The sequence below is a fragment of the Allobosea sp. LjRoot90 genome, assembly GCF_964254315.1.
Lineage (GTDB): Bacteria > Pseudomonadota > Alphaproteobacteria > Rhizobiales > Beijerinckiaceae > Allobosea.
This window is the reverse complement of the sequence record NZ_CAXUTF020000002.1, coordinates 159,208-185,503: the sequence shown is the minus strand read 5'-3', so window position 1 is coordinate 185,503 and position 26,296 is coordinate 159,208. Positions and strand designations below refer to the sequence as shown.

The window sequence follows — 26,296 nt, the reverse complement described above, 5'->3', positions numbered from 1 at the left end:
ACGAAGCGAGCCCGTTCGCTGTTGCAAAATAACCGGGAGCCCCGGATAGAGGAATTCCAATCAGCCCCGCGGCTTGGCGAGGCGATCGAGATAGTTCATATATAAACTATCTAACGAGATATAAGCGGCGCGGGGTGGAGGGCAGCATGGATCTGAAGGAAGCACAGAGCACGCCGCGCGAGAGCATGGACTATGACGTCGTCATCGTCGGCGCCGGCCCGGCCGGGCTCGCCGCCGCGATCCGGCTGAAGCAGCTCGACGAGGCCATCTCGGTCGTCGTGGTCGAGAAGGGCTCCGAAGTCGGCGCGCATATCCTCTCCGGCGCTGTCATCGATCCGATCGGCCTCGACAAGCTCCTGCCCGACTGGCGCCAGGACGAGACGCGTCCGCTGCACACAGAGGTCAGCGAGGACGTCTTCTATTTCCTCGGCCCGGCCGGCGGGGCACGCCTGCCGAATTTCGCCATGCCGAAGCTGATGAACAATCACGGCAACTTCGTCGGCTCGCTCGGCCTGGTCGCGCGCTATCTCGCCGGCCGCGCCGAGGCGCTCGGCGTCGAGATCTATCCCGGCTTTGCCGCCGCTGAATTGCTGTTCAATGAAGATGGCTCGGTCGCCGGCATCGCCACCGGCGATATGGGCATCGCCAAGGACGGCTCGGTCTCGGAGCGCTTCACCCGCGGCATGGAATTGCGTGGCCGCTACACCCTGCTCGGTGAGGGCGCACGCGGCTCGCTCTCCAAGATCGCGATCAAGCGCTTTGCTCTGGATGAAGGCCGCGAGCCGCAGAAATACGGCATCGGCCTCAAAGAGATCTGGCAAGTCAAGCCGGAGAAGTTCAAGAAGGGGCTGGTTCAGCACTCCTTCGGCTGGCCGCTCGACATGTCGACCGGCGGCGGCTCGTTCCTCTACCATTTCGACGACAACCTGGTCTCGGTCGGCTTCGTCGTCCATCTCAACTATACGAACCCGACGCTCTCGCCCTTCGACGAGTTCCAGCGCTTCAAGACCCACCCGATGATCCGCGATGTCTTCGAGGGCGCCAAGCGCCTCTCCTATGGCTCGCGCGCCATCACCGAGGGCGGCTGGCAATCGGTGCCGAAGCTGACTTTCCCGGGCGGGGCGCTGATCGGCTGCTCGGCCGGCTTCGTCAATGTGCCGCGCATCAAGGGCAGCCACAACGCCATCCTGTCGGGCATGCTGGCGGCCGAGCATCTCGTGCCGGCGCTGGCGGCAGGCCGTTCCCATGACGTCGTCGACGGCATCGAGGACAGCTGGCGCTCCTCCGAGATCGGGCGCGACCTCAAGCTGGTGCGCAACGTCAAGCCGCTCTGGTCGAAGCTCGGCACGCTCGGCGGCGTCGCGCTCGGCGGCATCGACATGTGGCTGAACCAGCTCTTCGGCTGGTCGCCCTTCGGCACGCTGAAGCACGGCAAGCCCGACCATGCCACGCTGAAGCCGATCGGGATGGTCACGCCGATCGTCTATCCGAAGCCGGACGGCAAGATCTCCTTCGACAAGCTCTCCTCGGTCTTCCTCTCGGCGACGAATCACGAGGAAGACCAGCCAGCGCATCTGAAGCTGACCGATCCCAACGTGCCGGTGCTGCAGAACCTGCCGATCTATGGCGAACCGGCTCGGCTCTACTGCCCGGCAGGCGTCTACGAAGTGGTCTATGCCGATCCGGAAAAGCAGACGCTGCCGCGCTTCGTGATCAACGCGCAGAACTGCGTGCACTGCAAGACCTGCGACATCAAGGACCCGGCCCAGAACATCACCTGGACGGTGCCGGAAGGCGCGGGCGGCCCGAACTACTCGAATATGTGACAGTATTCGATACTGTCTTAAAAGATTAAGGCCGCGGCGGACGTGTCCGGCGCGGCCTTTTTATTGACGCCGGAACAGCCGGTGAATCAGCCCTTGCGGACGACGGGAGCGGGCTTCTCCGGCTCCTTGGTGGCGCAGCCGCCGGCGATGCCGGCAAGCGTCAGGACAGCAGCGAGCGCGAGCGAGACCTTCTTCATTTGAAGTGTCCTAAACGAATCGTCGCGAATATCCGCGACGGCGCAATTCTATGCCGATTTGCTTTACGGAAATCTATGGTTTCGACGCCACTACAGCAGCAGATCGCGCTTTTCACGTGAGCGTGACGGCGGTGCTGCAACTGCCACGCCGGACTTGTCGCGCAGCCCGGAAACGGCCATGTTGGCGGCCTAATCGTTCAGGTCACGGTCCCGTCTACGGACCAGTTCCCGGCAGCCGGGGCGGACCGAGGGAGAATGGTGGACGTGACGTTTCAGATCGACGGCCGTAGCGCCGCTCTTATGCTTGCGTTTATTGCGGGGCTGCACGTCGGCATGCCGGCGTTCGCGCAGGCGCGCCCGGTCGACAAGTTCGAGCCGGCCGAAAGTCTCGAAGGCAATTATCTGGCGGCGGTGGTCGCGGGCTCCGCCCGCGATCTCGGCGCGGCCTCGATCTATCTGCGCGAGGCGATCAAGAATGATCCCCAGAACAGCGAGTTGCTCGAGCGCGGCTTCGTCGCCTTCCTCGCCGACGGCGCGATGAACGAGACCTTCCGCGCCGCCGAGAAGCTGATCCAGCGTGACGCCACCAACGGCCTCGCCCAGCTCGCGCTCGGCGTCCGCGCCTTGAAGCAGAAGAACTATACGGCTGCCCGCACCCAGCTGCAGCGCGGTGGCCGTGGCCGCTCCGCCGACATCACCGCGACCCTGCTCGCCGCCTGGGCCTATTCCGGCTCCGGCGAGACCAATCGCGCGCTCGAGACGCTCGACCGTCTCAAGGGCGAGGCGACCTTCGACCGCTTCCGCGACTTCCATGCCGGGCTGATCCTCGACATCGCCGGCCGCCGCAACGATGCCAATCGCCGGCTCAAGGCGGCCTATGACGCCGAGAAGACCAATCTGCGCCTCGTCGACCTCTGGGCCCGCCAGCAGGCGCGTGCAGGCGACAGCGACGCGGCGTTGGCGACGCTGAACGATTTCGAGCAGCGCGTGCGCCCGAACCATCCGGTGGTGCGCGACGCCATCGCCAAGATCAGCAGCAAGGAGCCGTTGCAGCGCATCGTCGGCAACACCCAGCAGGGTGCGGCCGAGGTGCTCTATGGCCTCGCCAGTGCCGGTATTCTGCAGGGCGATGAGGCTACAGCGCTGCTTTACCTGCGCTTTGCAGCCTATCTCGACCCCGGCCACGATCTTGCCGTGCTGACGCTGGCCGACATTCTCGAACGCGCCAAGCAGACCGAGGATGCGGTCCAGGTCTACAAGCGCATGCCCGAGAACTCGCCGCTGCGGCCCGTCGCCGACATCCAGATCGGGCTTGGCCTCGAGCAGCTCGGCAAGACCGAGGAAGCGGTCAAACATCTCGAGACGATCATCGCGGCGCGGCCGGAGGACGTCGACGCCATCTCCGCGCTCGGCAACATCTACCGCTCGCGCAAGCGCTTCGAGGAGGCGGCGACGACCTATGACAAGGCGGTCGCCAAGCTCGGCACGCCCGGCCGCTCCAATTGGGACCTGCTCTATTCGCGTGGTATCGCCTATGAGCGCACCAAGAAATGGCCCCAGGCCGAGGCTGATCTGCGTAAGGCGCTGGAGCTGATGCCGGAGGCGCTCAGCCGCGAGCGTGCGCTGGTGCTTAACTATCTCGGCTATTCGCTGGTCGACCAGAACCTCAAGCTCGAGGAGGCGCTCGGCATGCTGCGCCGCGCCGTCGAGCTCAGGCCGCGCGACGGCTACATCATCGACTCGCTCGGCTGGGCCCATTACCGCCTCGGCCGCTATGACGAGGCGGTGACGGAGCTCGAGAAGGCGATGGAGCTGCGCCCCTCCGATCCGGTGATCAACGACCATCTCGGCGACGTCTACTGGAAGACCGGGCGCTATCTCGAGGCGCGCTACCAGTGGAACTATGCCCGCGATCTCGGGCCGGAGCCGGATGACCTCACCCGGATCCAGCGCAAGATCGAGAAGGGGCTCGACGATCAGGCGCCCTCGGCCAATGCGGCCGAGCCGAAGAAGGATGGCGGCTGATCCTTGCCTGCCAAGCTGGCGACCCGTGCCCCGGCCAAGGTCAATCTCTCCTTGCGCGTCGTCGGCCGGCGCGCCGACGGTTATCATGAGCTCGACAGCCTCGTCGCCTTCGCCGGCGTCGGCGACGAACTGAGCCTGTCGCCAGGCGAGTCCTCCGGGGTACAGATCTCTGGTCCCTTCGCCGCAGGCCTCTCGACCGGACCCGACAATCTCGTCCTCAAGGCCGAGCGCGCCCTGCGCGAGGACATCGCCGGACTGCGCTCCGGCCGCTTCCATCTGATCAAGCGGCTCCCAGTCGCCTCGGGCATCGGCGGCGGCTCGGCCGATGCGGCTGCGGCGCTGCGCCTGCTGGCGCGGCTCAACGACCTGCCGCTGTCGCATCCGGCGCTGCTCGCCGCTGCCGGCCGGATCGGCGCCGACGTTCCGGTCTGCCTGGAAGCGCGCGCCCGCATGATGTGGGGCATCGGCGAGAGGCTCGGCCCGCCATTGCGTCCGCCGCGCCTGTTCGCCCTCCTGGTCAATCCCGGCGTTGCGGTCGAGACGGTGGCAGTGTTCCGCGCGCTCGGCCTTCAACCGGGGCAGGGGCATCCGGGCGGCAGCCAGACGCTCAGCGCGCAAGAGCCTTCACCGGCAACGTCGGCCGCTTTGATCGCCGCGCTCGCTGCTTCCGGCAACGATCTCGAAGCGCCGGCCCGAAGCGTCGCGCCGATCATCGGCGAGGTGCTGTCCACGCTCTCGGCTTTGCCCGACTGCCGGCTGGCGCGCATGTCCGGCTCGGGCGCAACCTGCTTTGCGCTGTTCGACGATTGCCGCGCCAGCGCCGCGGCGGGGAAGCGTCTGGCGCATGGCTGTTCGGATTGGTGGGTGAAGCCGACTGTGCTGAGATAGGCGCCTCGGCTTTAAGCCGGAGGGCACATCATGACGCTTGCCTCTTTCCTTGCCTTTGTCGGCGTCGCGGCGCTGGTGATCTGCACGCCGGGGCCCGATACGGCGCTGACCATTCGCAACACGCTGTTCGGCGGGCGCAGTGGCGGCGTGCTGACCGCGCTCGGTGTCGCGACGGGCCTCTCGCTCTGGGCTCTGGCGACCAGTCTCGGTCTCGTCGCCCTTCTGGTGGCGAGCGAGCCGATCTTCCGCGCGATCCAGTATGCCGGCGCCGCCTATCTGATCTATCTCGGTATCATGGCGCTCCGGGAGGCTTTCCGCCGCCAGGGGGCCGCGTCACCGGCAGCTGCCGCGATCTCGCCGCGGCGGCTCGCGCCAGCCATCGCCTATCGACAGGGGCTGGTCAGCAATCTCGGCAACCCGAAGATCGCGGTCTTCTTCGCCAGCCTCCTGCCGCAGTTCGCCGCCGGCGGCAGCAGCTTCACCACGCTGTTCCTGCTCGGACTGGTCTTCGCTGCGATGACCCTGCTCTGGCTCTCAGCCTATGCGCTCGTTGTCGCCAAGGCCGGCGACGTGCTGCGGCGATCGCGAGTCAGGCGCGTCATCGAAGCGCTGACCGGCGGGCTCCTGCTGGCGCTGGGCCTCAGGATTGCGGCCGAGCAGCGCTGACCGGCGCTAATGCGCCCGCGCCACGCAGAAGTCGACGGCCTCGTTGAGCGCCTGCTTCATCGGCGATGACGGGAACAGGCCGAGAGCGTCCTTGGCCATCTTGGCGTAGTGGCGGGCGCGCTCGATCGTGTCGGCCAGGGCGCCGTGCTTGCGCATCAGGGCCTGCGCCTCGTCGAGATCGCCATCGCGGACCTCGCCTTCCTGCAGGGTGCGGCGCCAGAAGGCGCGATCGCTCTCACTGCCGCGGCGGAAGGAGAGCACGACGGGCAGGGTGATCTTGCCCTCGCGGAAGTCGTCGCCGACATTCTTGCCGAGCTGGCCCGAGGAGCCGCCATAGTCGAGCGCATCGTCGATGAGCTGGAAGGCGATGCCGAGATTGAGGCCATAGCTGCGGCAGGCGGCGGCCTCGCCCTTCGACGACTGGGCGATCACCGGCCCGACCTCGCAGGCGGCGGCGAAGAGTTCCGCCGTCTTGCCGCGGATCACGGCGAGGTACTCGTCCTCGGTGGTCTCGGTGTTCTTGGCGGCGGCGAGCTGCATCACCTCGCCCTCGGCGATCACCGCAGCAGCGGTCGAGAGAATGTCGAGCGCGCGCAGCGAACCGACCTCGACCATCATCCTGAAGGCCTGGCCGAGCAGGAAATCGCCGACCAGAACGCTCGCCTCGTTGCCCCAGAGCATCCGGGCAGCGAGCTTGCCGCGGCGCATGTCGCTCTGGTCGACGACATCGTCGTGCAGCAGCGTTGCCGTGTGCATGAACTCGACCGAGGCCGCGAGCTTGACGTGGCCGTCGCCCTGGTAGCCGCAGAGCGCTGCCGTTGCGAGCGTCAGCATCGGCCGCAAGCGCTTGCCACCCGAGGAGATCAGGTGGTTCGCGACTTCCGGGATCATCGTGACCTCGGAGCCGGTGCGCGACAGGATCATCGCGTTGACGCGCTCCATGTCGGCGCGCGTCAACCCGACCAGCGGCGCGATCCCGCTTTGGCCGGTGTCCTTGTCTTCGAAAGCTACGACGACGCCCACTCGCAAACTCCGGCCGTTTTTCGCGCGCTTGCGCGGGTTGGCTTTGCCATAAACGTCGCATGCGTGACCAGCCCCGGCAATCCTTTCGCGACGCAGCAGATTGACGCTGCACCGCGGCACTGTTCCGGGTTATCCGATCTTTCCTGTTGCGCCGGGCCGGTGCGAAAGGCTCCATGGCGGCATGCATGAACTCGTCCGCTCGAACGATATCGTCCTGCTCGGGGCCATCGAGGCGCTCCTGGCTTCGGCCGATCTGGGTTGCCTGATCGCCGATCAGCACATCAGTGCACTCGAGGGCATGATCGGTGCCTTTCCACGGCGCCTCCTGGTTCGCGAGCAGGACAGCAAGCGCGCTCGCGCCTTGTTGATCGAGGCGGGCTATGGCGACGAACTGCGCCATGAACGCTGAGGCTCCGGGTCTCAGCGAGATCGCCGAGGATCGGCTGCTGGGAGGCCGCCTTCGCTTGCTCCAACCGGTGAAGGGCCATCGCGCCGGCTCGGATGCGGTGCTGCTTGCCGCGGCGATCCCGGAGCTGGGGGAAGGGCCGCTCGCCGATTTCGGCGCCGGCGTCGGCACGGTCGGGCTCGCCGTCGCCTTGCGGCAACCCGCACTTGCCGTCGTCTCGATCGAGCGCGACCCCGAGCTCGCAGCGCTCGCGGCCCGCAATGCCGAGCTTAATGGTCTTGCTGGACGGGTGCGAGTCGCCGTCGGAACGATCGGCGAGAAAAACGCAGGGCTTGCCCAATCCGGTCTGCCCACCGCGTCAGTCGCCTGGGTCGCGATGAACCCGCCCTTCTTCGAATCGGGCGAGGTGCGCGAATCGCCGGTCGCCAACCGGCGTGCGGCCCATGTTGCCGGGCAATCGCTCGCCGACTGGCTGAAGACGGCCCGCCATGTGCTGAAGCCGGGCGGTGGCGTCAGTATCATCCATCGCGCCGAAGCGCTGGGGACGATTCTCGCAGGTCTGGAGACGGGCTTCGGCGCGATCGAGATTCGCCCGATCCACGGCCAGGCCGAGCGGGCGGCGATCCGGGTGATCGTCTCCGCGCGTCTCGGCAGCAGAAAGCCGGCAGCGTTGCTGCCGGCTCTCATTCTCAACGGGGCCGATGGGCGCTTCACCTCTTTCAGCGAGGCGCTCCATCGCGGCGAGGCCGTGCTTGCCTAGACTGGCTCAGCGGCAGATGCGGCGCTCGCGCACCACCCAGCCCCAGCCGTCCCAGTAGCGGACCGGTCGGCTAAAGCAGCGCGGGCCGTAGTACCCGCCGCCGTAGCCGTAAGCCGGACGGCCATAGCCATAAGCAGGGCGGCCATAGCCGTAATGGGGACGGCCATAGTAACCGCCGCCGCCCCAGCCGGGCCGGCCATAATAGCCACCACCGCCCCAACCCTGTGCGTCGGCCGGAGTTGCCGTGACCGCTCCGATGCCGAGTGCGGCCACCCCGAGGGAGGCTGCGGCTGAAAGTCCAAGAACGAGTTTGCGAAGCATGGTTACCTCCTTCGCGAGTGCCCTCCGGCCTGTGCCGGGGTCATCGGGTGTCATGGTTGCGGCGAGCTTGCAGCATCGAGGCTGAACGGCGCGTGGCCGGGCCGTTCAGCCGTTCTTCATCCGGACTGGCGTCCCGTCAGCGGCAGACGCGCACCGGGCGGATCACCCAGCGCCAGCCGTTCCAGACGCGCCGGTCGACGAAATAGCAGCGCGGGCGATAGACCGGGCGGCCGTAATAGCGGCGCGGACCATAATGGGGACGTCCGTAGTACTGGGCCTGCTCGACCAGCCCGATATCCGTCGAAGCGGTGGGAGTGCCGGCTGCGATCGGTGCAGCGCTGGCCGGGACGACGGAAAGGCCGGTGAAAAGGAGCGCGCCGGCACCGAACAGGGCGGCAGCGATACGGTTCGACAGCATGGTAACTCTCCTACTCATCGCATCGGCCCGTCTCAAGCACTCGCCCCGAACACCGCGGACCGTTCGATGCTGCGCATCATGGGTCGCCCATCCTGAACGCGATCCCTGCGGCGAGGTTCAGGCAGCGTTCATCCCGCCGCGCTTGACCATGAGCGCCGCCAGCCCCTAATCACGCCGCAAGTTTCTCGACAGTTTAAAAGGCTGATGCCCTTGGCCGCGTCCTCCGATCCGCTGAACCCGACCCGCTCCTTCCAGGGGCTGCTGCTGACCTTGCAGCGCTTCTGGGCCGAGCGCGGCTGCGTCATCCTCCAGCCCTACGACATGGAGGTCGGCGCCGGCACCTTCCATCCGGCGACGACGCTGCGCGCGCTTGGTCCGAAGCCCTGGAAGGCGGCCTATGTCCAGCCTTCGCGCCGGCCCAAGGATGGCCGCTACGGCGAGAACCCCAACCGGTTGCAGCATTATTACCAGTTCCAGGTGATCCTGAAGCCGTCGCCGCCCGATTTGCAGCAGCTCTATCTCGACTCGCTCAAGGCGATCGGCGTCGATCTCGCTTTGCACGATGTCCGCTTCGTCGAGGACGACTGGGAAAGCCCGACGCTGGGCGCCTGGGGCCTCGGCTGGGAGTGCTGGTGCGACGGCATGGAAGTCAGCCAGTTCACCTATTTCCAGCAGGTCGCCGGCGTCGAATGCGCACCGGTCGCTGGCGAGCTCACCTATGGGCTCGAGCGCCTCGCCATGTATGTCCAGGGCGTCGAGAACGTCTACGACCTCAACTTCAACGGTCTCGAAGGCGAGGACCGCATCAGCTATGGCGATGTCTTCCTGCAGGCCGAGCAGGAGTTCTCGCGGCATAATTTCGAGCATGCCAATACCGAGGTGCTGTTTCGGCACTTCAGCGATGCCGAGGCCGAGTGCAAGGCGCTGCTCGCTGCCGGCGAGGCAGATGCCGGCAGCAATGATCCCAGCCACAAGCTCGCTTTGCCGGCCTATGACCAGTGCATCAAGGCGAGCCATGTCTTCAACCTGCTCGATGCGCGCGGCGTGATCTCGGTCACCGAGCGCCAGAGCTACATCCTGCGCGTGCGCGAGCTCGCCAAGGCCTGCGGTGCGGCCTGGCTCAAGACCGCCGGCGGGGGAGCAAACTGATGCCCGATCTGCTGCTCGAACTCTTCTCCGAGGAAATCCCGGCGCGCATGCAGCGCAAGGCCGCCGAGGACCTGAAGAAGCTCGTCACCGATGCGCTGGTCGAGCGCGGCCTCACCTATGAGGGCGCCAAGGCCTTCGCGACGCCGCGCCGGCTCGCCCTCACCATCGCCGGCCTGCCGGTGCGTGGCCGGGATGTCCGCGAGGAGCGCAAGGGCCCGCGCGTCGGCGCGCCCGATGCGGCCGTGCAGGGCTTCCTCAAGGCGGCGGGGCTTGCCTCGCTCGATCAGGCGACCGTCGTCAGCGATCCGAAGAAGGGCGACTCTTATGTCGCCGTGATCGAGAAGCCGGGGCAGGAGACGGTCGCGGCGATCGCCGAGATCGTGCCGGCAGTGATCCGCGCCTTCCCCTGGCCGAAATCGATGCGCTGGGGCAAGGCCTCGGCCGGGAGCGGCTCGCTGCGCTGGGTTCGCCCACTGCATTCGATCCTTTGCACCTTCGGCGCTGAGACCGAGGAGCCGGAGGTGGTGCCCTTCGAGGTCGAAGGCATCAAATCCGGCAACGTCACCTATGGCCATCGCTTCCATGCGCCAGGGCCGATCACGGTCAAGCGCTTCGACGATTATGTCCCGAGCCTGGAGCGGGCCAAGGTCGTGCTCGACGCCGACCGCCGCAAGCAGATCATCTTAACCGACGCCAAGAACCTCGCCTTCGCCGCGGGGCTCGAACTGGTCGAGGATGAGGGCCTGCTGGAGGAGGTCGCGGGTCTCGTCGAATGGCCGGTCGTGCTGCTGGGTGATTTCGAGGAGCGCTTCCTTGAGATTCCGGGCGAGGCGATCCGCGCCACCATCCGCGCCAACCAAAAATGCTTCGTGCTGCGCGATCCCAATTCCGGCGAGCTGGCCAATCGCTTCATCCCTGTCTCCAACCTGATGGCCAGCGATGGCGGCCTGGCGATCACCGCCGGCAATGGCCGCGTCGTGCGCGCCCGCCTCTCCGACGCCGCCTATTTCTGGCAGACCGATCGCGGCCCGCTGCCCGATCTGGAGACGCTCAAGGACAGCGCGGAGAAGCTCGGGCTCGACCTGTCGAAGCCGCTCGACCAGCGCATGGCCAAGCTCGACAGGCTCGGCGTCGTCTTCCACGCCAAACTCGGCACGCAAGGCGAGCGCGTCCAGCGCATCGCCGCGCTGGCGAAGGAGTTGGCCCCGATCGTCGGCGCCGATCCGGCTTTGGCCGAGCGCGCGGCGAAGCTGGCCAAGGCCGACCTGCCGACCGAGATGGTCGGCGAGTTCCCCGAACTGCAGGGGCTGATGGGCCGGAAATACGCCGAGCTGCAGGGCGAGAACGCCTCGGTCGCGGCGGCGATCGAGGAGCACTACAAGCCGCTCGGCCCGTCCGACCGCGTCCCGACCGATCCGGTTTCGGTCGCCGTTGCGCTTGCCGACAAGCTCGACACGCTGGTCGGCTTCTGGGCGATCGACGAGAAGCCGACCGGGAGCAAGGACCCCTATGCGCTGCGCCGCGCGGCGCTGGGCGTGATCCGGCTGGTGGTTGAGAATGGGGTGCGGCTGCCGGTCCTAAAGCTGGCAATCCCCTTGCAGATCGGAATTATCCGACAGCTCGTTAACTCACAGCGCCGAAGCGACCTCGCGCCGCTTATGCAGCATGAGGAGATCGCTCAGCTGCCCATCAGTGCGCTTCAAAATGGACCGCTTAGCTTCGTCTTCGCACGCATCGAAGATATCAAGCTGTCCGTTGCTGAGGCCGTTTACCGCGGTCTCCTTGATCTTCTCTCCTTCTTCCACGACCGCCTGAAGGTCATGCTCCGCGACCAGGGCGCGCGGCATGATCTGGTCGATGCGGTGCTGGGCGAGGGCGCGTCGGCCAATGACGACCTCCTGCTCATCACTCGCCGCGTCGCCGCGCTCGGCCGCTTCCTCGAGACCGAGGACGGCAAGAGCCTGCTGGCCGGTTACAAGCGCGCCGCCAATATCCTCAAGGCCGAGGAGAAGAAGGACGGCGAGGGCGCCTTTGCGGGTTCGGCCGATCTCCAGCTCATCGCGGCTGCCGGGCTGATCGAGGAGAAGGCGCTCGCGGTCGCACTGGCGCAGGCGACGCCGAAGGCGGAAGCGGCGGTCGCTGCTGAGGACTATGAAGGTGCCATGACGGCGCTCGCCGAGCTCAGGCCGGCAGTCGACGCCTTCTTCGACAAGGTCACGGTCAACGATCCCGATCCGGCTCTGCGCGCCAACCGCCTCAAGCTGCTGAACCAGCTGCGCGAAGCGACGCGCGCCGTGGCGGATTTTTCACGGATTGCGGGTTAGGCGCGGGAAGCTCGACGCAGAACCCCTCTCCCGGATGGGAGAGGGGCAGGGGTGAGGGACCGCCGCTGATTATTTGAGTGCAGCAACGCCGCTGCGATCTCAATCGGCGAGGGCAGGCCCTCATCCCTGCCCTTCTCCCACACGGGAGAAGGGTTCCCCGTGCCCTTCATTGCCGTTGGCTCCCGATCCCGCAGTCTTCTACGGGGGCCTAACGATGACGGGAAAGCTCCGTCCCAACACCTCAGCCAGCTACTCTTTTCGGAACTTTTTCCCATGTCTTGACGTTCTCTTCTCTGAGGTCGCTGCCTGCGAATGCGTCGCAGCTAGCGCCTCGGGGGGCCGGCTTTCGGCCGCGATAAGAGGATTTGAGCCATGAGCCTTCTGATCTCGCTGCTGATCACCGTTCTGGTGATCGTTTTGGTGCTTTATCTGGTGCGGATGCTGCCGGTCGACGGCAACGTCAAGAACATCATCCAGATCATCGTCATCATCATCGGCATCATCTCGCTCCTGCGCTATCTCGCGGTCTTCTAGCCAAAGGGGCCGCCGTCATGCTCGCCCCCTTTGGCGAGCGTCCATGTGAACATCGCCTTCGTGGCGAGCGCTGGATGGCCGGGACAAGGCCCGGCCGTGACGGAGGTGACGTTTCGGCAGCTGGATTGACGAAAATCCCGCACTGATCCAGAATCTCATTGGTCCAGAGGGCCCCGGACGCGACCCGTCCCGGGGCCCTTTCCCGTTTGGGCATGTTCACGCAGGAGCGGCGAGCGCTTTTGCGACCAGACCATGCCCGACAGATCGAGCGATCGCCGCGATGAATTCGCAGAACCGCACCACCCATATCCGCCTGACCTCGCATCCCGAGCCCGGCAACGCCTCGACCCGCTTCCCGATCCAGTGGGGCGCCGGCACGCCGGAGGAACGCGGCCCGGTCATCGCCTCGACCACGGCGCCGGGGGACCGCAACTGCATCGGCGCCCATGGCGGCTCCTATTCGGTCTATCGCGCGCTCGCCATCTCCGCCCGCGCCATGAACCCGGCGCAGCGGCCGGACCTGACCAACACCTACCCGACCTCCGACATCCTGCCGCAGCCGCAATGGTTCGATCCGGGCAGGATCGTCTCGCTCGATCCGTTTGGCCATCGCGTCGCGCAGGACTTCGGCAAGCTGATCGGCGAGGGCATCGACATCCGCCCGACCATCGCGGTCACCAAGGCGCGGCTCAACCTGCCCGAGATCCTCGCCGCCATGGCCGGCCACCGGCTGGCGGCTGATGGCGCCATCCTGCACGGCTCCGGCGACATCAGCGTCACCAAGATCGCGGTCGATCCGGTCTGGCACCTGCCGGGGATCGCCGAGCGCTTCGCCACCAGCGAAAACGAATTGCGCCGCACGCTGTTCGAGCAGACCGGCGGCATGTATCCGGAGCTGGTGACGCGGCCCGACCTCAAGGTCTTCCTGCCACCGATCGGCTCGATCACCGCCTATGTCATCGGCGAGGTCTCGGCGATTTGCGATCCCAGGAAGACGCTCGCCTGCCGCGTCCATGACGAGTGCAACGGCTCGGACGTGTTCGGCTCCGACATCTGCACCTGCCGACCCTATCTCGTGCACGGCATCGAGGAAGCGGTGAAGGAAGCGCAGGCAGGCGGCGTCGGCCTGATCGTCTACAATCGCAAGGAGGGCAGGGCGCTCGGCGAGGTCACCAAGTTCCTCGTCTACAACGCCCGCAAGCGCCAGGAGGGCGGCGACTCCGCTGCGACCTATTTCGAGCGCACCGAATGCGTCGCCGGCGTGCAGGATGCCCGCTTCCAGCAGTTGATGCCGGACGTGCTGCATTGGCTCGGTGTGAAGAAGATCGACCGGCTGATGTCGATGTCGAACATGAAATACGACGCCATAGTCGAGAGCGGTATCGAGATCGGCGAACGCGTCGCGATCCCGCCTGAACTAGTCCCGCCGGATGCCTCGGTCGAAATCGAGGCGAAGAAGGCGGCGGGCTATTACTCGCCCGATGGCGCGCCTGGCGATAACGCACTCAAGGCCACTGTCGGCCGCGACCTCGAGAAGTTCTGATCCGCCTATGCCTGACTCCAATCCCGAAGCCGTTCGCCTGCTGCTCAAGCCGGCTGCTGTCCGTGAGCGCGCGCATGAGATGCTGCAGCTCGGCCTTGCCGGCAGGTTGACGCATTTCGACGTCCATCCAGAGCGCCTGCCGGCCTGCACGGCCTATGTGCTGGAGACGATCCGCCAGAACTACCCCGCGCTCGACATCCCCTTCCATGCCCGCTGGCGCCATTTCGTCATCGCCGGCATGGATCGCTGGAAGGTGTTGGATGCCGGCGCCCAGTTCGCCGATGCGCGGGCCAGGGGCCGTGCCGCCTATGATCTCGCTGTCGTCAGCGTCCTGCTCGATGCCGGCGCCGGCGCCGACTGGCATTATCGCGATGCGGTGACCGGCCAGAGCATCGCGCGCTCGGAAGGACTGGCGCTGGCCTCGCTCGACATGTTCGCCGCCGGCGCCTTCTCCGGCGATCCGGCGCAGCCATTGCGCGTCGACAGCGAGGTGCTCAGGCATCTCGACGCTGCGGCGTTGGCTGCTGGCTTCCAGGTCTCGGAAGGCAATCCGCTCGTAGGGCTGGGGGGCCGCGCCGCGCTGCTCAACCGGCTCGGCGAGGAGCTGGAGAAACACGGGCTGACGCGGCCCGGCGACCTGTTTGACCGACTGATGGAGGCGGCCGAGGGGCGCTCGATCCGTGCCGCCTTTATCCTCTCGCAGGTACTGGAGGTGCTCGGTGGCATCTGGCCCTCGCGCTTGAGCTATGCCGGCATCGCGCTCGGCGACAGCTGGAAGCATCCGTTGATCGCGCCGGGAGAGGTGACGGCCGGCATCGTGCCCTTCCACAAGCTCTCGCAATGGCTGAGCTATTCGCTGATCGAGCCGCTGCAATGGGCTGGTATCCACGTCGTCGGCATCGACGATCTCACTGGCTTGCCGGAATACCGCAATGGCGGGCTCCTGCTCGATCTCGGCGTGCTCGCGCTCAAGGACCCGGCCGATGCCGTGCGCGGCCACGAGGTCGGCTCGCAGCTCGTCGTCGAATGGCGGGCGCTGACGGTTGCGCTGCTCGACAAGCTCGGCGAACTGGTGCGCGCTGAGCTCGGTATGAGCGCCGAGCAGTTGCCGCTCGCCAAGGTGCTGGAGGGTGGCACCTGGGCAGCCGGCCGCCGGATCGCGCGCGAGAAGCGTGAGGGCGGCGGTCCGCCCTTGACCATCGTCAGCGACGGCACGGTATTCTAGAGCAGGATGCGAAAAAGTGGGAACCGGTTTTTCGCATGAATCCTGCTCTAACATATTGATGAGAGACGGATTCAGACTTCAGATGGGGCCGCAGGGCGGCTCCATCTGAAGTCATCCGGCTCTAGCAACCAAAAGAACACGAAGGGGATCAGGGCTACATGACCACGAGCGCGAACGGCGTCACCGTCGTCGATCACCCGCTGGTGCAGCACAAGCTGACGCTGATGCGCGAGAAGGACCGCTCGACCAAGAGCTTCCGCCAGCTCCTCAACGAGATCGGCATGCTGCTCTGCTACGAGGTTACGCGCGACCTGCCGACCGAGCTGATCGAGATCGAGACGCCGCTGCAGAAGTCGATGCAGCCGATCATTTCCGGCAAGAAGCTGGTCTTCGCGCCGATCCTGCGCGCCGGCGTCGGCTTCCTCGACGGCATGCTGGAACTCGTCCCGGCCGCCCGCGTCGCCCATATCGGCCTCTATCGCGACCCGCAGACGCTGCAGGCGGTCGAGTACTACTTCAAGGCGCCTTCCGACATCGCCGACCGCATGATCGTGGTGATGGACCCGATGCTGGCGACGGCGAACTCGGCGGTGGCGGCGGTCGACCGGCTGAAGGAGCGCGGCGCCAAGGATCTGCGCTTCGTCTGCTTGCTCGCGGCGCCTGAAGGAATCGCCCGCTTGCGCGATTCCCATCCCGATGTGCGCATCTGGACGGCGGCGATCGATGAGCGCCTCAATGACCACGGCTACATCGTGCCCGGCCTCGGCGACGCCGGCGATCGCATGTTCGGCACGCGCTGACACGCAAAAAAGCCCGCCCCGTTGCCGGGGCAGGCCTTGCGATCCGGATGGTCACTCAGGCCGTGATGGCGCGAGTGGCAAGCGGATCGACCTGCGATCACTCGATGATCTGGACGATGCGGCGGCTCTGTGGCTCGACCAGCACGGCGCGGTTGTTCACCACGGTGTAGCGATAGCCGCTGGCGCGCTCGCCGAACTCAGACGGCACCTCGCGATAGACCACGCCCTGCTGTGGCAGCACGGTGCCGACGGCTACAGGCTCGGCATAGGTGTAGGACGGGACGCGCTGCTCGACCACATAGGTGCGGAAGCGCGGGGTGTTGTCGCCGATGATCCCGCCGGTCACGCCGCCGACCACCGCGCCGCCGACACCGCCGACCACTGCACCGACCGGGCCGCCGACGATGGCGCCACCGACAGCACCAGCCGTCGCGCCGCCAACGATGCCGCTCGCGGCACCGCCCTGGGCGCCGTCGGGATTCTGGGCGAAGGCCGCAGCCGGAACGATGGCGAGGGCCGTAACCAGAGCAAGTTTCTTGAACATGTCGTTCTCCTTCCAGAGTGGAAACCTCGGCAGGAAGAACGGGAAGCGCGGCTCATGGTTCCGCCAGCGTGGTCACGAGCTGTGAACGATCGTGAACGTCCGCTAGAGGTTCGTGTGTCTCGTCAGAGGGTTGGTCTCGATCACGAGCTCGATGCCGGCGGCTCGAAAATCATGAACCTGCGTACGCTCGGGCGTTCGTTCGGGGTGGTCGAACAACTCGCTTACGGTCGCTTCCTCCGACAGGAACAGGAAATCGGCGTGACTTCCGGTCTCCGGATAGGCGTCGATCGCGTGCCATGTGCCGCGGTGGAACAGCACGCCCTCGCCATCGAGCCGAAACGCCCGGAGCGCCTCCGGTGCCGGTGATATCTCGGACGGCTCGGCGACCACGATGATCGCCGGAGGACCGCCGAGCGGCTGGCGCGCCTCGGTGACGTGCAGGTGCCGCTCGATCAGGGCGACGGCGAAGGGCCGCGCATGATAGCGCACGATCTGCAGCCGCGGCCGGCTCTCGGCGGCGAAGGGCTGGATCCAGATGTCGTAGCCCTCGCGGCCGGTGTCGCGTCCTCCCGCGGGGGTCAGGACATGGCCATAAGGAGCGAAGGCTTCGGCGGTGAGTGGCGAGACGGGCAGGACGATGCGGCGCATACCGGCATCGTAGAGCGTGCCGCGCAAAAGAAAACGGCGGGCTTGGGGCCCGCCGTCCACAGATGGCTACCGTCCGGCGCTTACTGCTTCGGCGCGGCGGCGAGCACCGGCGAGAGCTTGTCGGCGTCGCGCTTGATCAGGGCGGCGAAGCCGGCGGGCGTGCGCTCTTCGGCCGTAGGCAGCACGGTGCCGAGATCGAGCAGGCGCTTCTTGACGCCCTCGTCATTGAGAGCCTTGCCGAGCGCGTCGACGAGCTTGTCGACGGCTTCCTTCGGCATGCCCTTCGGCGCGGCAATGCCGTTCCAGGCCTCGATCTGGTATTCCGGCAGCCCGGCTTCCTTGGTGGTCGGCACGTCGGGCAGGGCCGGCGAGCGCTGCGCCGAGGCGACGGCATAGGCCTTGATCGTGCCGGCCTTGACCTGCTCGGCGACGCTGACGATCTGGTCGCACATGAAGTCGATCTGGCCGGAGACGAGATCGTTCAGTGCCGGGCCGGTGCCGCGATAGGCGACCGAGTTCAGCTTCGGCACGCCGAGCTGGCCCTTGAGCAGGGTGCAGGTCGTCCACGACACCGAGCCGACGCCGGCATGGGCCTCGTTCACCTTGTCGGTGTTCGTCTTCACATAGGCGACGAACTCCTTCAGGTCCTTCGGCTCGAAGTTCTTCTTCGCGACGATCAGAATCGGCGTTCCGCCGGCGAGCCCGATCGTCTGCATGCCGTTGATCGGGTCGTATTTCAGACCGGGATAGGTGGCTGGCGCCGCCGAGAAGGTGCCGAGATGGCCCATCGCGATGGTGTAGCCGTCCGGCGTCGCCGTCAGCGCGCGGGTGATGCCGGTGGTGCCGCCGGCGCCGGCGACGTTTTCGACCACGACCTGCTGGCCGAGGGTCTTCGACATGTTCTCGCCGACGATGCGGGCGATGATGTCGGTCGGGCCGCCGGCAGCGAAGGGCACGATCATGGTGATCGGCCGCTCGGGGTACTTGGACTGGGCCTGAGCCGGCAGCGCCAAGGCGAGCGCTGCGGTGAGACTGAGGGCGAGCTTTTTCATAGGTAATCCTCCCTGACGCGATATCCTGAAGATGGTGCAACGGGGTTGGGCGACAACCCCCTCATTCGGTGAAGACCTCTTCGCGTTTCTTCGACATCGCCGGCAGCAGCGCGATGACGAGGATCGCGACGGCGACCAGCAGCAGGCCGGCCGAGATCGGCCGCTCGAGGAAGGTCATGAACGAGCCGCGCGAGATGATCAGCGCCTGGCGCAGCTTCTCTTCCATCAGCTTGCCGAGCACGAAGCCAAGCAGCATCGGGGCGGGCTCGAAGCCGAGCTTGATCAGAATGTAGCCGAACAGGCCGAACAGCGCGGTGAAGGCGACGTCGACCGGCTGGTTGTTCACCGAGTAGATGCCGATCGAGCAGAAGATCAGGATCGCCGGGAACATCAGGCGGTAGGGCACCTGCAGCAGCTTCACCCAGAGCCCGACCAGCGGCAGGTTGATCACCAGCAGCATCAGGTTGCCGATCCACATCGAGGCGATCATGCCCCAGAACAGGTCGGGGTTCTTGGTCATCACCTGCGGGCCGGGGATGATGCCATGGATGGTCATGGCGCCGACCATCAGCGCCATCACCGCATTCGGCGGGATGCCGAGCGTGAGCAGCGGGATGAAGGCGGTCTGGGCCCCGGCGTTGTTGGCCGCCTCCGGTCCGGCGACACCCTCGATCGCGCCCTTGCCGAAGCGCGACGGGTCCTTGGCAATCTTCTTCTCCACAGTATAGCTGGCGAAGGGGCCGAGCACGGCGCCATTGCCGGGCAGGATGCCGAGGATCGCGCCGATGCCGGTGCCGCGAACGACCGGCATGGCCGCCTGCTTGATGTCGCTCCAGCCCGGCAGGAGCCGGCCGATCTTGGCGCGGACGACGTCGCGCGCCTCCGGGTTCTCCAGGTTGCGCAGCACCTCGGCGAAGCCGAACACGCCCATCGCCAGCACGGCGAAGTCGATGCCGTCGGAGAGCGGCGGGAAGCCGAAGGTCATGCGTTCCTGGCCGGTCTCGAGATCGGTGCCGACGGTCGAGAGCAGCAGGCCGAGCATGATCATGCAGAAGGCCTTGAGGATCGAGCCGCGCGCCAGCACGACGGCAAAGCACAGGCCCATCACCATCAGCGAGAAATACTCGGCCGGCCCGAAGAGCAGCGCCAGCTTGGTCAGCGGCGCGCCCAGCGCCGCGATGACGACGGTGGCGACGCAGCCGGCGAAGAAAGAGGCGAGCGCGGCGGTGCCGAGCGCGACGCCGGCGCGGCCCTGCCTGGCCATCTGGTGCCCGTCGAGCGTCGTCACCACGGAGGTGGCCTCGCCGGGAATGTTGACCAGGATCGCCGTGGTCGAGCCGCCGTACTGGGCGCCGTAGTAGATGCCGGCCAGCATGATCAGCGCGCCGACCGGATCGAGCCCGAAGGTGATCGGCAGCAGCATGGCGATCGTGGCGATCGGCCCGACGCCGGGCAGGACGCCGACCAGCGTGCCGACGAGGCAGCCGACGAAGCAGAGCGCGATGTTCTGGAGGGTGAGCGCGACACCGAAGCCGAGCCCGAGATGGGCGAACATTTCAGACATCGGTCAGATTCCCAGCAGCCAGGGCGCGAGCGGGATAGGCAGGCTCAGCGCGTATTTGAACAGGAGGGCGCAGGCAGTCGTCATCGCCACGGCGAAGATGAGAAGCTCCTTGATCCTCACGTCATCGGCGGCGAGCCCGGCGATGAACACGACCAATGGCCCGGACACCAGCATGCCGAGCTGCGGCACCTTGAGCGGGCCGATCTCGAAGCCGCGGATCGTCAGGCCGAAGACCACGGCCGCGCCCAGCACGAAGAAGACGCCGCGCCAGGACCAGCCACTGAGCTTTTCGCCCTTGTAGCGCATCGCGTTCAGGCTCAGCAGCGCACCGAGCGCGGCGCAGATCACCGCGATCGACTTGGGCAGCATGCCCGGGCCGATCTGGCGCAACGTACCGAGCGGCAGGTCGCGCGCCAGGAACAGCGCCAGCGCCGCCAGCGCGATCATGAACAGGCCGCCCGCGAAATCCTGCGTCGAGCGGATGCGCCAACCCTGCGCGGCCTCGATCTTGTTCAGACTCATCAATGTCCTCCGGCTCGGGTGGTTGCAGTGCGCGGAGCAGACTTCCTGCCGCGCCCGGTTACGCTGAACGGCAGAACGTTGCCGTCGTCGATCAGGGTCACGCTCTCGCGCAGGATGGCGAGGAAATCGTCGCGCGCGGCCAGCTTCTGATGCGGTCGCCAGGCGACGCCGACCAGCGCGCCGGGCGGCGGCGGGTCGAGCAGCGCGCCGCGCAGGCGCCGCATGGTGACGCCGGGAAAGCTCAGCCGCGAGACCCAGTCCGGCGCCAGCGCCATGCCGAGCCCGGCCGCGACCGCCGACATCATCGCCGGCTTCTCAGTCGCCTCGATGGTGACGTTGGGGACCGCGCCAACGCTCTCGAAATAGGCCATGACGAGGTCATAGGCGAAGGGGCGGATGCGCTTCGACGGCACGACGAAGGGCTCACCGACCAGATCCTGCATGGTCAGATGCTCGCGGGCGGCGAGCGGATGGCTCTCGCTGAGCACCACGATGGGCCGCTCGACGCGCAGGATCTCGAAGGCGCAGTCGGTCGGCTTGCGCGGCGGGCGCAGCAGAGCGAGGTCGAGCTTGCCGGCCTCCAGCATTTGCACCAGCGGCGCCGTCATCGCCTCGACGAACTTGATCTCGATGCCGGGATGGCGCGAGCGGAACGTCACCAGCGCTTCCGGCACGAAGCTCGACGATGCGGCGTCGATCGCGCCGACCCGCAGCACCTTGCTGGAAGCCAACGAGGCCTCGCGCACCGAGCGGGAGGCCCGCTCCATCCGGACCAGGATGGCCTTGGCCTCTTCCAGCATGATGAGCCCGGCACGGGTGAGCGCGACCTGGCGCGTGGTTCGGGTCAGGAGGCTAACGCCAAGCTCGTCCTCGAGCGCGCTGATCTGACGTGAAAGTGCTGGTGGTGCGAGGCCGAGCCGCTCGGCAGCCCTGCCGAAGTGCAGCTCTTCCGCCACCGCGATGAAGCATCGCAGCTGCCGCAGATCCATGGTTGTTGCGCTCCCCTCTGGCGTATCGTTTTTTGTGATATCGTCCAGTTGTTTCAGTTATGCCCTTTAGCGCCTATCGCCAGTTTTGCGACCCTAGAGCAATTCATAATTTTTTGGCAACAAAGCTCGCCGCAGTGTGCCTGCGTTCCACAGGAACGAAAGCCGCCACACGCTTCGGAAGCACAGAACCGATTGATTTATTGAGACTTAAGGCGCCCGGCCGCGCCCGGTCAAGGCGCCGGTGCGCTGGCTCGCCTGCCGCTCCACAGCCCGGCCACGCGCCCGTCGATCAGCGCCAATCCGAGGAAGATCGCCGCCATGCCGGCAAAATGGCGCGGCAGCAGCTCCTCGCCGAGGAGGCCGGAGCCGAGCAGGATGGCGCTGACCGGGATCAGGAAGGTCACCAGCATGACATTGCTTGGTCCCGCGGTGCGCATGATGCGGAAGAAGATGATGTAGGCCAGCGCCGTCGAAATCAGCGCGAGACCGATCGCCGCGAGGACGGCCTGCTGCGACGGGACCGGCAGCGTCCAGGGCGGATGCAGGAAGAAGACGATCGGAACGATCATCACCGTCGAGGCGCTGAGCTGGCCGGTCGCGGCGACGAGTGGCGGCAGGCCGCGGAAGCGGCGTCCGAACAGGCCGGAGAAGGCATAGGAGACTGCCGCGAGGACGCAGGCGAGCTGGGCAGTCAGATTGGAGCCGAGCCCTCCGAGCACGTCGGGCCCCATCAGGATACCGACGCCGACAAGGCCGGCCAGCACGCCGCCGAGCTTCAGCCCGGTCGCCCTCTCATTGCCGAAGCAGTGCATCACCAGCACGGCGAAGATCGGCGTGGTCGCGTTCAGGATAGAGGCGAGGCCGCTCGCGATCTGCTGCTGGCCCCACAGGAACAGGCTGAACGGGATCAGATTGTTGAGGATGCCCATGCCGAAGAAGGCAAGCCAGATGCTGCGCCCCACCGCCATGGACTGCCCGGTGATCCGCACCAAGAGGAGCAGCGACAGCGCCGCCAGCCCGACGCGCACCTGCACGACGGCGAAGGGCGGCCACTCCGCCACGGTGAGCTTGTTGAAGAAGAACGAGCCGCCCCACAGGATCGAGAGGGCAACGAGCAGGAGCCATTCTGTCGGGCCCATGCGCAGCGAGGGAGCGGAGGTCTGTTGTGTCATGACGGAAGCTGTCCTCGCAGGGCGGGTCATCCTGCGTCAGTAGGCAGCCGGGCGGGGCCCGGCCACCCGATTTCAGCAATCGTCTTACGCCGGTTCCGCCTCGCGCGCCGCCCACATCGCCTTGAAGGCGGGCCGGGCATGGCAGGCGTCGAGCCAGGCCTTGACGTTCGGCGCCGCGTCGAAGAGCTGCGTCGCCGGCTTGGCATAACGGATGACCTCGGCGACATTGATATCGGCGACGGTGAAGCGTCCGCCCATCACAAAGCCCCCGCCCTCGGCCAGCGCCTTATCGAGCACCGCAAAGGGAGCGGGAAGGGCGGCGAGAGCGGTGGCGACGATGGCGGGATCGCGCTTCTCCGGCGGATAGGCGGCGAGGTGATAGGTCAGGTTCAGCGCCTGCGTCTCGCATTCGGTCGCGGCCCAGAGCGACCACATCGCCGCGAGCCCTTCTTCCTTTACGTCCTTCGGCGCGACCGGGCCGCCATGCTTGCGGGCGAGGTAGAGATTGATCGCCAGCGATTCGTGCAGGACGAAGCCGTCATCGTCGATCGACGGAACATGGCCGTTCGGATTGACCGCCATGAACTCGGCGCTGCGCGTGTGGATCGGTGCGTCCGGCGCGGTGGGATCTGCAACGCGATAGACCTGGATCACCGGCACATGCTTGAAGGTGATGCCGAGCTCGTTGGCGAGCCAGACATTGCGCGTCGCACGCGAGCGATAGCAGCCATAGATGGTCAGGGACATGGGCAGGATTCCGGCAGGCGGGAGGGACTCCGAATCCAGTAGATGCGGAGAAGAATATTCTACGAAGCTCAACCGAGCTGACGCAAGGTCTCGCGGGCGATGATCAGGCGCTGGATCTCGGAGGTGCCCTCGTAGATCCGGGTGATGCGGGCATCGCGGGCATAGCGCTCCACCGGGAAGTCGCTGCAATAGCCGGCGCCGCCATGGATCTGGATCGCCGCGTCTGTGCAGCGATGTGCTGCTTCCGAGGCAAAAAGCTTTGCCATCGAGGCTTCCCTCGCGAAGGGTTCGCCACGATCCTTCTTCGCGGCTGCATCGAGGATCAGCAGGCGCGACGCATGCAGGTCGACCTCGCGATCGGCGATCAGCCATTGCAGGCCCTGGAACTCGGTGAGGGCCTGGCCGAACTGCTTGCGCTCGCGGGCATAGGACTTGGCGGCGTCCATTGCGGCGCGGGCGATGCCGAGCGAAACGGCGGCGACGCCGATGCGCCCACCGGCGAGTTCGCCGACCGCGACCCGGAAGCCATCATTCTCCTTGCCCATCAGATTGGCAGCCGGGATGCGTGCGCCGTCGAAATGGATGGTGTTCGTCGCCGAGCCGGTCTGGCCCATCTTCTTTTCGGCCTTGCCGACGCTGACGCCGGGCGTGTCGGCCGGCACCAAAAAGACCGAGATGCCCTTGCCTTTGGGCACATCGGGATTGGTCACGCCCCAGACCACGAAGAGCCCGGCGTACTCGCCTGAGGTAATGAAGATCTTCTCGCCGTCGAGAACGTAAGCATCGCCGTCGCGCCGGGCGCGCAGCTTCATGCCGGCGGGGTCGGAGCCCGCTCCGGCCTCGGTCAGGCAGAAGGCGCCGGCCGGATAGCGGCCGTCGGCGAGCTTGGGCAGATGGTCGGCCTGCTGCCGGGAGGTGCCGACCGCCTGGATGACCTCGCCGACCATGTTGGTGACCGAGGTGGTGACGGCCGTCGAGGCGCAGGCCGCCGCCAGTTCCTCGAGCGTAAGCGCAAAGGCGACGGTGCCGGCTTCCGTGCCGCCGAACCCGGCCTGGATGTTGAGCGCCATGAAGCCGTTCTCGGCGAGCAGCTTCAGATTGGCGAGGAACTCGGTGCGGCCCTCGCCGCGGTCGAGCCGCTCGGCCAAAGGAGCCAGCCGTTCGGTGGCGAGCTTGCGCGCGCTCTCGCGGATGAGCTCTTCCTCCTCGGTCAGGGAAAACTGCATGGCGGCTGGCTCGCTCGGTTGAGGCTCTTGGGCGTCAGCTTAGAAGCTGGTGCGAGGCGAGCCAATGCGCGGCTTCGCCAGCCCGGTCGTGCGCTCGCTGGCGCTCGTTCTCCTTATGGAATTTTGACTTGACGGCGCCAGCCGCGAGGCGCATCTGCCCGTTCGTTCGCTGGCCCGCGCTCTGACCCGAGCCGGCGACTCCACAGGAACCCAAGAACCCCATGCCAAGCGACAGTCCCAGTCGACAGTCCTTGCCGTCCTCGGTCCGCCCGGGCGCCTGATCCTTAACCGGCAGGCTCGCCCCGGTTTGGCCGTTCGACGGCCAAACCGAAGGAAGCGAGCCATGAACGCCGCTATCACCGAAGTCCTGCCCACCATCGATCTCCCGGCCGGAATCCTGGCCGCAACGCTGGCGCGCACTCACGTCGCCGACATCGTCGAGACGCTCAACGAGCACGCGCCAACCTATGCCGCAGAAGTCCTGCTCAATCTCCCCAACGGACGGGCGGTCGACGTGCTCGACCAGCCCGAACTCAACGAGCCTGGCGCCATCCTGAAGGCGCTGCCGCTCGATCGCGCCATCGCCCTGATCCAGGGCATGTCGTCCGACCGGATCGCCGGCATCTTCCGCAACGACCTCTCCGAGCCGGAGCGGCATCGCTTCGTCGCGCGGCTCGACCGTGAAACCAAGGCCGCGCTCGCCTCGCTGCTCGCCTATCCCGAGCACAGCGCTGGCGCTATCATGACCACCGAGTTCGTCAGCGTTCCCGCCCATTGGACGGTTGCGCGGACGCTCGAGCATGTGCGCACCGTCGAGCGCACCCGCGAGACCGTCTACGCGATCTATGTCCTCGACCCCGAGGCCGATACGCTGCAGCAGGCCGTCGCGCTGCGTCGCCTGATCTCCGGCGAGCCCGAGGCCCTGGTCGGCTCGGCGGCAGCCCGGCGCGATCCGATCAGCGTCTCGCCTCTGACCGACCGCGAGGATGTGGCGCGGCTGATCGCCAAGTATAACCTGCTGGCCGTGCCGGTGGTCGACGATAACAGGCATATCCTCGGCATCGTCACCGTCGACGACGTCATCGACGCGATGGTCGACGAGACCACCGAGGACGTCCAGAAGCTCGGCGGCATGGAAGCGCTCGGCGAGCCCTACAGCCAGATCGGTTTCTTCAAGATGATCAGGAAGCGGGCCGGCTGGCTCAGCATCCTGCTCGTCGGCGAGATGCTGACCGCGTCCGTTCTGCAGCACTATGAGGGTGCGCTCGAGAAGGCGATCGTGCTCACCCTGTTCATCCCGCTGATCATGAGCTCGGGCGGCAATTCCGGTTCGCAAGCGACCTCGCTGATCATCCGGGCTCTTGCGCTGCGCGAGCTCACCCTGGGCGACTGGTGGCGCGTGGCATTGCGCGAAGTGCCGACCGGGCTGACGCTCGGCGCCATCCTCGGCGCGATCGGCTTCGTCCGGGTGGTGGCCTGGCAGAAGCTCGGCTTCTACGACTACGGGGAGCATTGGCCGCTGGTCGCGGCGACGGTCGGCGCGGCCCTGCTCGGCATCGTCACCTTCGGCTCGCTGACCGGCTCGATGCTGCCCTTCATCATGACGCGGCTCGGCTTCGACCCGGCCAGCGCCTCGGCGCCCTTCGTCGCGACGCTGGTCGACGTCTCCGGCCTGGCGATCTATTTCAGCATCGCCCTGATGATCCTGAGCGGCACGCTGCTATAGC

At 66.6% G+C, this 26,296-nt stretch carries 25 protein-coding genes; 13 read left to right on the top strand and 12 right to left on the bottom strand.

Annotated features, from left to right (window positions below; all coding sequences use genetic code 11):
• Nucleotides 1–146: 146 nt before the first annotated feature.
• The 4 genes from ACSQ3M_RS07650 (at nucleotide 147) to ACSQ3M_RS07635 (ending at nucleotide 5,602) form a co-directional block, all read left to right on the top strand.
• On the top strand, nucleotides 147–1,826 hold the full coding sequence (locus tag ACSQ3M_RS07650) for an electron transfer flavoprotein-ubiquinone oxidoreductase (protein ID WP_436149474.1): 1,680 nt from the start codon (nucleotides 147–149) through the stop codon (nucleotides 1,824–1,826).
• Between the two features lie 530 nt (nucleotides 1,827–2,356).
• Complete coding sequence (locus tag ACSQ3M_RS07645; RefSeq protein ID WP_436149473.1) at nucleotides 2,357–4,048, top strand: tetratricopeptide repeat protein; 1,692 nt, start codon at nucleotides 2,357–2,359, stop codon at nucleotides 4,046–4,048.
• Nucleotides 4,049–4,051: 3 nt separating this feature from the next.
• Entirely contained in the window at nucleotides 4,052–4,936 is an 885-nt protein-coding gene (locus ACSQ3M_RS07640; RefSeq protein ID WP_436149472.1) for a 4-(cytidine 5'-diphospho)-2-C-methyl-D-erythritol kinase, read from the top strand.
• A 30-nt stretch (nucleotides 4,937–4,966) separates the two neighbouring features.
• Nucleotides 4,967–5,602, top strand: coding sequence for a LysE family translocator (locus tag ACSQ3M_RS07635; protein WP_436149471.1), 636 nt, complete (start codon nucleotides 4,967–4,969; stop codon nucleotides 5,600–5,602).
• A 6-nt stretch (nucleotides 5,603–5,608) separates the two neighbouring features.
• Here ACSQ3M_RS07635 and ACSQ3M_RS07630 read toward each other — a convergent pair whose 3' ends face one another.
• Complete coding sequence (locus tag ACSQ3M_RS07630) at nucleotides 5,609–6,625, bottom strand: polyprenyl synthetase family protein (protein WP_436149470.1); 1,017 nt, start codon at nucleotides 6,623–6,625, stop codon at nucleotides 5,609–5,611.
• Nucleotides 6,626–6,806: 181 nt separating this feature from the next.
• On the opposite strand from ACSQ3M_RS07630, the gene ACSQ3M_RS07625 reads away from it, so the two are divergent.
• Entirely contained in the window at nucleotides 6,807–7,034 is a 228-nt protein-coding gene (locus ACSQ3M_RS07625) for a putative signal transducing protein (RefSeq protein ID WP_110488439.1), read from the top strand.
• Nucleotides 7,024–7,791, top strand: a complete 768-nt coding sequence (locus ACSQ3M_RS07620; protein WP_436149469.1) for a tRNA1(Val) (adenine(37)-N6)-methyltransferase — start codon at nucleotides 7,024–7,026, stop codon at nucleotides 7,789–7,791. The genes ACSQ3M_RS07625 and ACSQ3M_RS07620 overlap by 11 nt, the downstream gene beginning before the upstream one ends.
• Nucleotides 7,792–7,797: 6 nt before the next feature.
• Here the strand turns inward: ACSQ3M_RS07620 and ACSQ3M_RS07615 are convergent, their stop codons facing one another.
• Both ACSQ3M_RS07615 and ACSQ3M_RS07610 read right to left on the bottom strand, forming a co-directional pair.
• Nucleotides 7,798–8,112, bottom strand: coding sequence for a hypothetical protein (locus ACSQ3M_RS07615; protein WP_436149468.1), 315 nt, complete (start codon nucleotides 8,110–8,112; stop codon nucleotides 7,798–7,800).
• Between the two features lie 136 nt (nucleotides 8,113–8,248).
• Nucleotides 8,249–8,530: a hypothetical protein gene (locus ACSQ3M_RS07610; protein WP_436149467.1), complete on the bottom strand. Its 282-nt coding sequence runs from the start codon at nucleotides 8,528–8,530 to the stop codon at nucleotides 8,249–8,251.
• Nucleotides 8,531–8,761: 231 nt separating this feature from the next.
• Between ACSQ3M_RS07610 and ACSQ3M_RS07605 the strand changes: the two genes are divergently transcribed.
• From ACSQ3M_RS07605 to upp, 6 genes are all read left to right on the top strand, one after another.
• Nucleotides 8,762–9,679, top strand: a complete 918-nt coding sequence (locus ACSQ3M_RS07605) for a glycine--tRNA ligase subunit alpha (protein WP_436150282.1) — start codon at nucleotides 8,762–8,764, stop codon at nucleotides 9,677–9,679.
• On the top strand, nucleotides 9,679–12,003 hold the full coding sequence (gene glyS, locus ACSQ3M_RS07600) for a glycine--tRNA ligase subunit beta (RefSeq protein WP_436149466.1): 2,325 nt from the start codon (nucleotides 9,679–9,681) through the stop codon (nucleotides 12,001–12,003). Before ACSQ3M_RS07605 ends, glyS begins: the two co-directional genes overlap by 1 nt.
• A gap of 372 nt (nucleotides 12,004–12,375) precedes the next feature.
• Nucleotides 12,376–12,537: a Thivi_2564 family membrane protein gene (locus ACSQ3M_RS07595; protein ID WP_436149465.1), complete on the top strand. Its 162-nt coding sequence runs from the start codon at nucleotides 12,376–12,378 to the stop codon at nucleotides 12,535–12,537.
• A 280-nt stretch (nucleotides 12,538–12,817) separates the two neighbouring features.
• The gene (locus tag ACSQ3M_RS07590) at nucleotides 12,818–14,080 is read left to right on the top strand and encodes a GTP cyclohydrolase II (RefSeq protein WP_436149464.1); all 1,263 of its coding nucleotides are present in this window, start codon (nucleotides 12,818–12,820) and stop codon (nucleotides 14,078–14,080) included.
• A 7-nt stretch (nucleotides 14,081–14,087) separates the two neighbouring features.
• Complete coding sequence (locus ACSQ3M_RS07585; protein ID WP_436149463.1) at nucleotides 14,088–15,305, top strand: DUF1688 family protein; 1,218 nt, start codon at nucleotides 14,088–14,090, stop codon at nucleotides 15,303–15,305.
• A gap of 158 nt (nucleotides 15,306–15,463) precedes the next feature.
• Nucleotides 15,464–16,105, top strand: a complete 642-nt coding sequence (gene upp, locus ACSQ3M_RS07580) for a uracil phosphoribosyltransferase (RefSeq protein WP_436149462.1) — start codon at nucleotides 15,464–15,466, stop codon at nucleotides 16,103–16,105.
• A gap of 97 nt (nucleotides 16,106–16,202) precedes the next feature.
• On the opposite strand, the gene ACSQ3M_RS07575 is transcribed toward upp, so the two are convergent.
• The 9 genes from ACSQ3M_RS07575 to ACSQ3M_RS07535 all read right to left on the bottom strand — a co-directional run bounded on the left by ACSQ3M_RS07575 (nucleotide 16,203) and on the right by ACSQ3M_RS07535 (nucleotide 24,569).
• Nucleotides 16,203–16,649 (bottom strand): DUF1236 domain-containing protein, encoded by a 447-nt coding sequence (locus tag ACSQ3M_RS07575; RefSeq protein ID WP_436149461.1) that lies wholly within the window; start codon nucleotides 16,647–16,649, stop codon nucleotides 16,203–16,205.
• A gap of 102 nt (nucleotides 16,650–16,751) precedes the next feature.
• Nucleotides 16,752–17,297 carry an ureidoglycolate lyase gene (locus tag ACSQ3M_RS07570; RefSeq protein WP_436149460.1) on the bottom strand — a complete coding sequence of 182 codons (546 nt, stop codon included), beginning with the start codon at nucleotides 17,295–17,297 and terminating at the stop codon, nucleotides 16,752–16,754.
• An 80-nt stretch (nucleotides 17,298–17,377) separates the two neighbouring features.
• The gene (locus ACSQ3M_RS07565; protein ID WP_436149459.1) at nucleotides 17,378–18,349 is read right to left on the bottom strand and encodes a tripartite tricarboxylate transporter substrate-binding protein; all 972 of its coding nucleotides are present in this window, start codon (nucleotides 18,347–18,349) and stop codon (nucleotides 17,378–17,380) included.
• 61 nt (nucleotides 18,350–18,410) lie between these two features.
• Nucleotides 18,411–19,913, bottom strand: coding sequence for a tripartite tricarboxylate transporter permease (locus tag ACSQ3M_RS07560; protein WP_436149458.1), 1,503 nt, complete (start codon nucleotides 19,911–19,913; stop codon nucleotides 18,411–18,413).
• 3 nt (nucleotides 19,914–19,916) lie between these two features.
• The gene (locus tag ACSQ3M_RS07555) at nucleotides 19,917–20,435 is read right to left on the bottom strand and encodes a tripartite tricarboxylate transporter TctB family protein (RefSeq protein ID WP_436149457.1); all 519 of its coding nucleotides are present in this window, start codon (nucleotides 20,433–20,435) and stop codon (nucleotides 19,917–19,919) included.
• Nucleotides 20,435–21,424 carry a LysR family transcriptional regulator gene (locus ACSQ3M_RS07550; RefSeq protein ID WP_436149456.1) on the bottom strand — a complete coding sequence of 330 codons (990 nt, stop codon included), beginning with the start codon at nucleotides 21,422–21,424 and terminating at the stop codon, nucleotides 20,435–20,437. Before ACSQ3M_RS07550 ends, ACSQ3M_RS07555 begins: the two co-directional genes overlap by 1 nt.
• Nucleotides 21,425–21,654: 230 nt before the next feature.
• A complete protein-coding gene (locus ACSQ3M_RS07545) occupies nucleotides 21,655–22,596 on the bottom strand; it encodes a DMT family transporter (protein ID WP_436149455.1) in 942 nt (313 codons plus the stop codon).
• A gap of 84 nt (nucleotides 22,597–22,680) precedes the next feature.
• Complete coding sequence (locus ACSQ3M_RS07540) at nucleotides 22,681–23,343, bottom strand: glutathione S-transferase family protein (RefSeq protein ID WP_436149454.1); 663 nt, start codon at nucleotides 23,341–23,343, stop codon at nucleotides 22,681–22,683.
• Nucleotides 23,344–23,411: 68 nt separating this feature from the next.
• Nucleotides 23,412–24,569, bottom strand: a complete 1,158-nt coding sequence (locus ACSQ3M_RS07535) for an acyl-CoA dehydrogenase family protein (RefSeq protein WP_436149453.1) — start codon at nucleotides 24,567–24,569, stop codon at nucleotides 23,412–23,414.
• A 343-nt stretch (nucleotides 24,570–24,912) separates the two neighbouring features.
• Here ACSQ3M_RS07535 and mgtE point away from each other — a divergent pair, with 343 nt between their 5' ends.
• A complete protein-coding gene (gene mgtE / locus ACSQ3M_RS07530) occupies nucleotides 24,913–26,295 on the top strand; it encodes a magnesium transporter (protein ID WP_436149452.1) in 1,383 nt (460 codons plus the stop codon).
• The last annotated feature ends 1 nt before the right edge of the window (nucleotide 26,296 follow it).

Excerpts from the sequence above, each read along its gene's own strand:
- ACSQ3M_RS07590 (WP_436149464.1), top strand. The coding sequence starts at position 12,818 with ATGAATTCGCAGAACCGCACCACCCATATCCGCCTGACCTCGCATCCC.
- ACSQ3M_RS07610 (WP_436149467.1), bottom strand. The coding sequence starts at position 8,530 with ATGCTGTCGAACCGTATCGCTGCCGCCCTGTTCGGTGCCGGCGCGCTC.
- ACSQ3M_RS07595 (WP_436149465.1), top strand. The coding sequence starts at position 12,376 with ATGAGCCTTCTGATCTCGCTGCTGATCACCGTTCTGGTGATCGTTTTG.
- ACSQ3M_RS07635 (WP_436149471.1), top strand. The coding sequence starts at position 4,967 with ATGACGCTTGCCTCTTTCCTTGCCTTTGTCGGCGTCGCGGCGCTGGTG.
- ACSQ3M_RS07545 (WP_436149455.1), bottom strand. The coding sequence starts at position 22,596 with ATGACACAACAGACCTCCGCTCCCTCGCTGCGCATGGGCCCGACAGAA.
- ACSQ3M_RS07575 (WP_436149461.1), bottom strand. The coding sequence starts at position 16,649 with ATGTTCAAGAAACTTGCTCTGGTTACGGCCCTCGCCATCGTTCCGGCT.
- ACSQ3M_RS07615 (WP_436149468.1), bottom strand. The coding sequence starts at position 8,112 with ATGCTTCGCAAACTCGTTCTTGGACTTTCAGCCGCAGCCTCCCTCGGG.
- ACSQ3M_RS07570 (WP_436149460.1), bottom strand. The coding sequence starts at position 17,297 with ATGCGCCGCATCGTCCTGCCCGTCTCGCCACTCACCGCCGAAGCCTTC.
- mgtE (WP_436149452.1), top strand. The coding sequence starts at position 24,913 with ATGAACGCCGCTATCACCGAAGTCCTGCCCACCATCGATCTCCCGGCC.
- ACSQ3M_RS07550 (WP_436149456.1), bottom strand. The coding sequence starts at position 21,424 with ATGGATCTGCGGCAGCTGCGATGCTTCATCGCGGTGGCGGAAGAGCTG.
- ACSQ3M_RS07650 (WP_436149474.1), top strand. The coding sequence starts at position 147 with ATGGATCTGAAGGAAGCACAGAGCACGCCGCGCGAGAGCATGGACTAT.
- ACSQ3M_RS07540 (WP_436149454.1), bottom strand. The coding sequence starts at position 23,343 with ATGTCCCTGACCATCTATGGCTGCTATCGCTCGCGTGCGACGCGCAAT.
- upp (WP_436149462.1), top strand. The coding sequence starts at position 15,464 with ATGACCACGAGCGCGAACGGCGTCACCGTCGTCGATCACCCGCTGGTG.
- glyS (WP_436149466.1), top strand. The coding sequence starts at position 9,679 with ATGCCCGATCTGCTGCTCGAACTCTTCTCCGAGGAAATCCCGGCGCGC.
- ACSQ3M_RS07535 (WP_436149453.1), bottom strand. The coding sequence starts at position 24,569 with ATGCAGTTTTCCCTGACCGAGGAGGAAGAGCTCATCCGCGAGAGCGCG.
- ACSQ3M_RS07645 (WP_436149473.1), top strand. The coding sequence starts at position 2,357 with ATGCCGGCGTTCGCGCAGGCGCGCCCGGTCGACAAGTTCGAGCCGGCC.
- ACSQ3M_RS07560 (WP_436149458.1), bottom strand. The coding sequence starts at position 19,913 with ATGTCTGAAATGTTCGCCCATCTCGGGCTCGGCTTCGGTGTCGCGCTC.
- ACSQ3M_RS07625 (WP_110488439.1), top strand. The coding sequence starts at position 6,807 with ATGCATGAACTCGTCCGCTCGAACGATATCGTCCTGCTCGGGGCCATC.
- ACSQ3M_RS07565 (WP_436149459.1), bottom strand. The coding sequence starts at position 18,349 with ATGAAAAAGCTCGCCCTCAGTCTCACCGCAGCGCTCGCCTTGGCGCTG.
- ACSQ3M_RS07585 (WP_436149463.1), top strand. The coding sequence starts at position 14,088 with ATGCCTGACTCCAATCCCGAAGCCGTTCGCCTGCTGCTCAAGCCGGCT.
- ACSQ3M_RS07555 (WP_436149457.1), bottom strand. The coding sequence starts at position 20,435 with ATGAGTCTGAACAAGATCGAGGCCGCGCAGGGTTGGCGCATCCGCTCG.
- ACSQ3M_RS07620 (WP_436149469.1), top strand. The coding sequence starts at position 7,024 with ATGAACGCTGAGGCTCCGGGTCTCAGCGAGATCGCCGAGGATCGGCTG.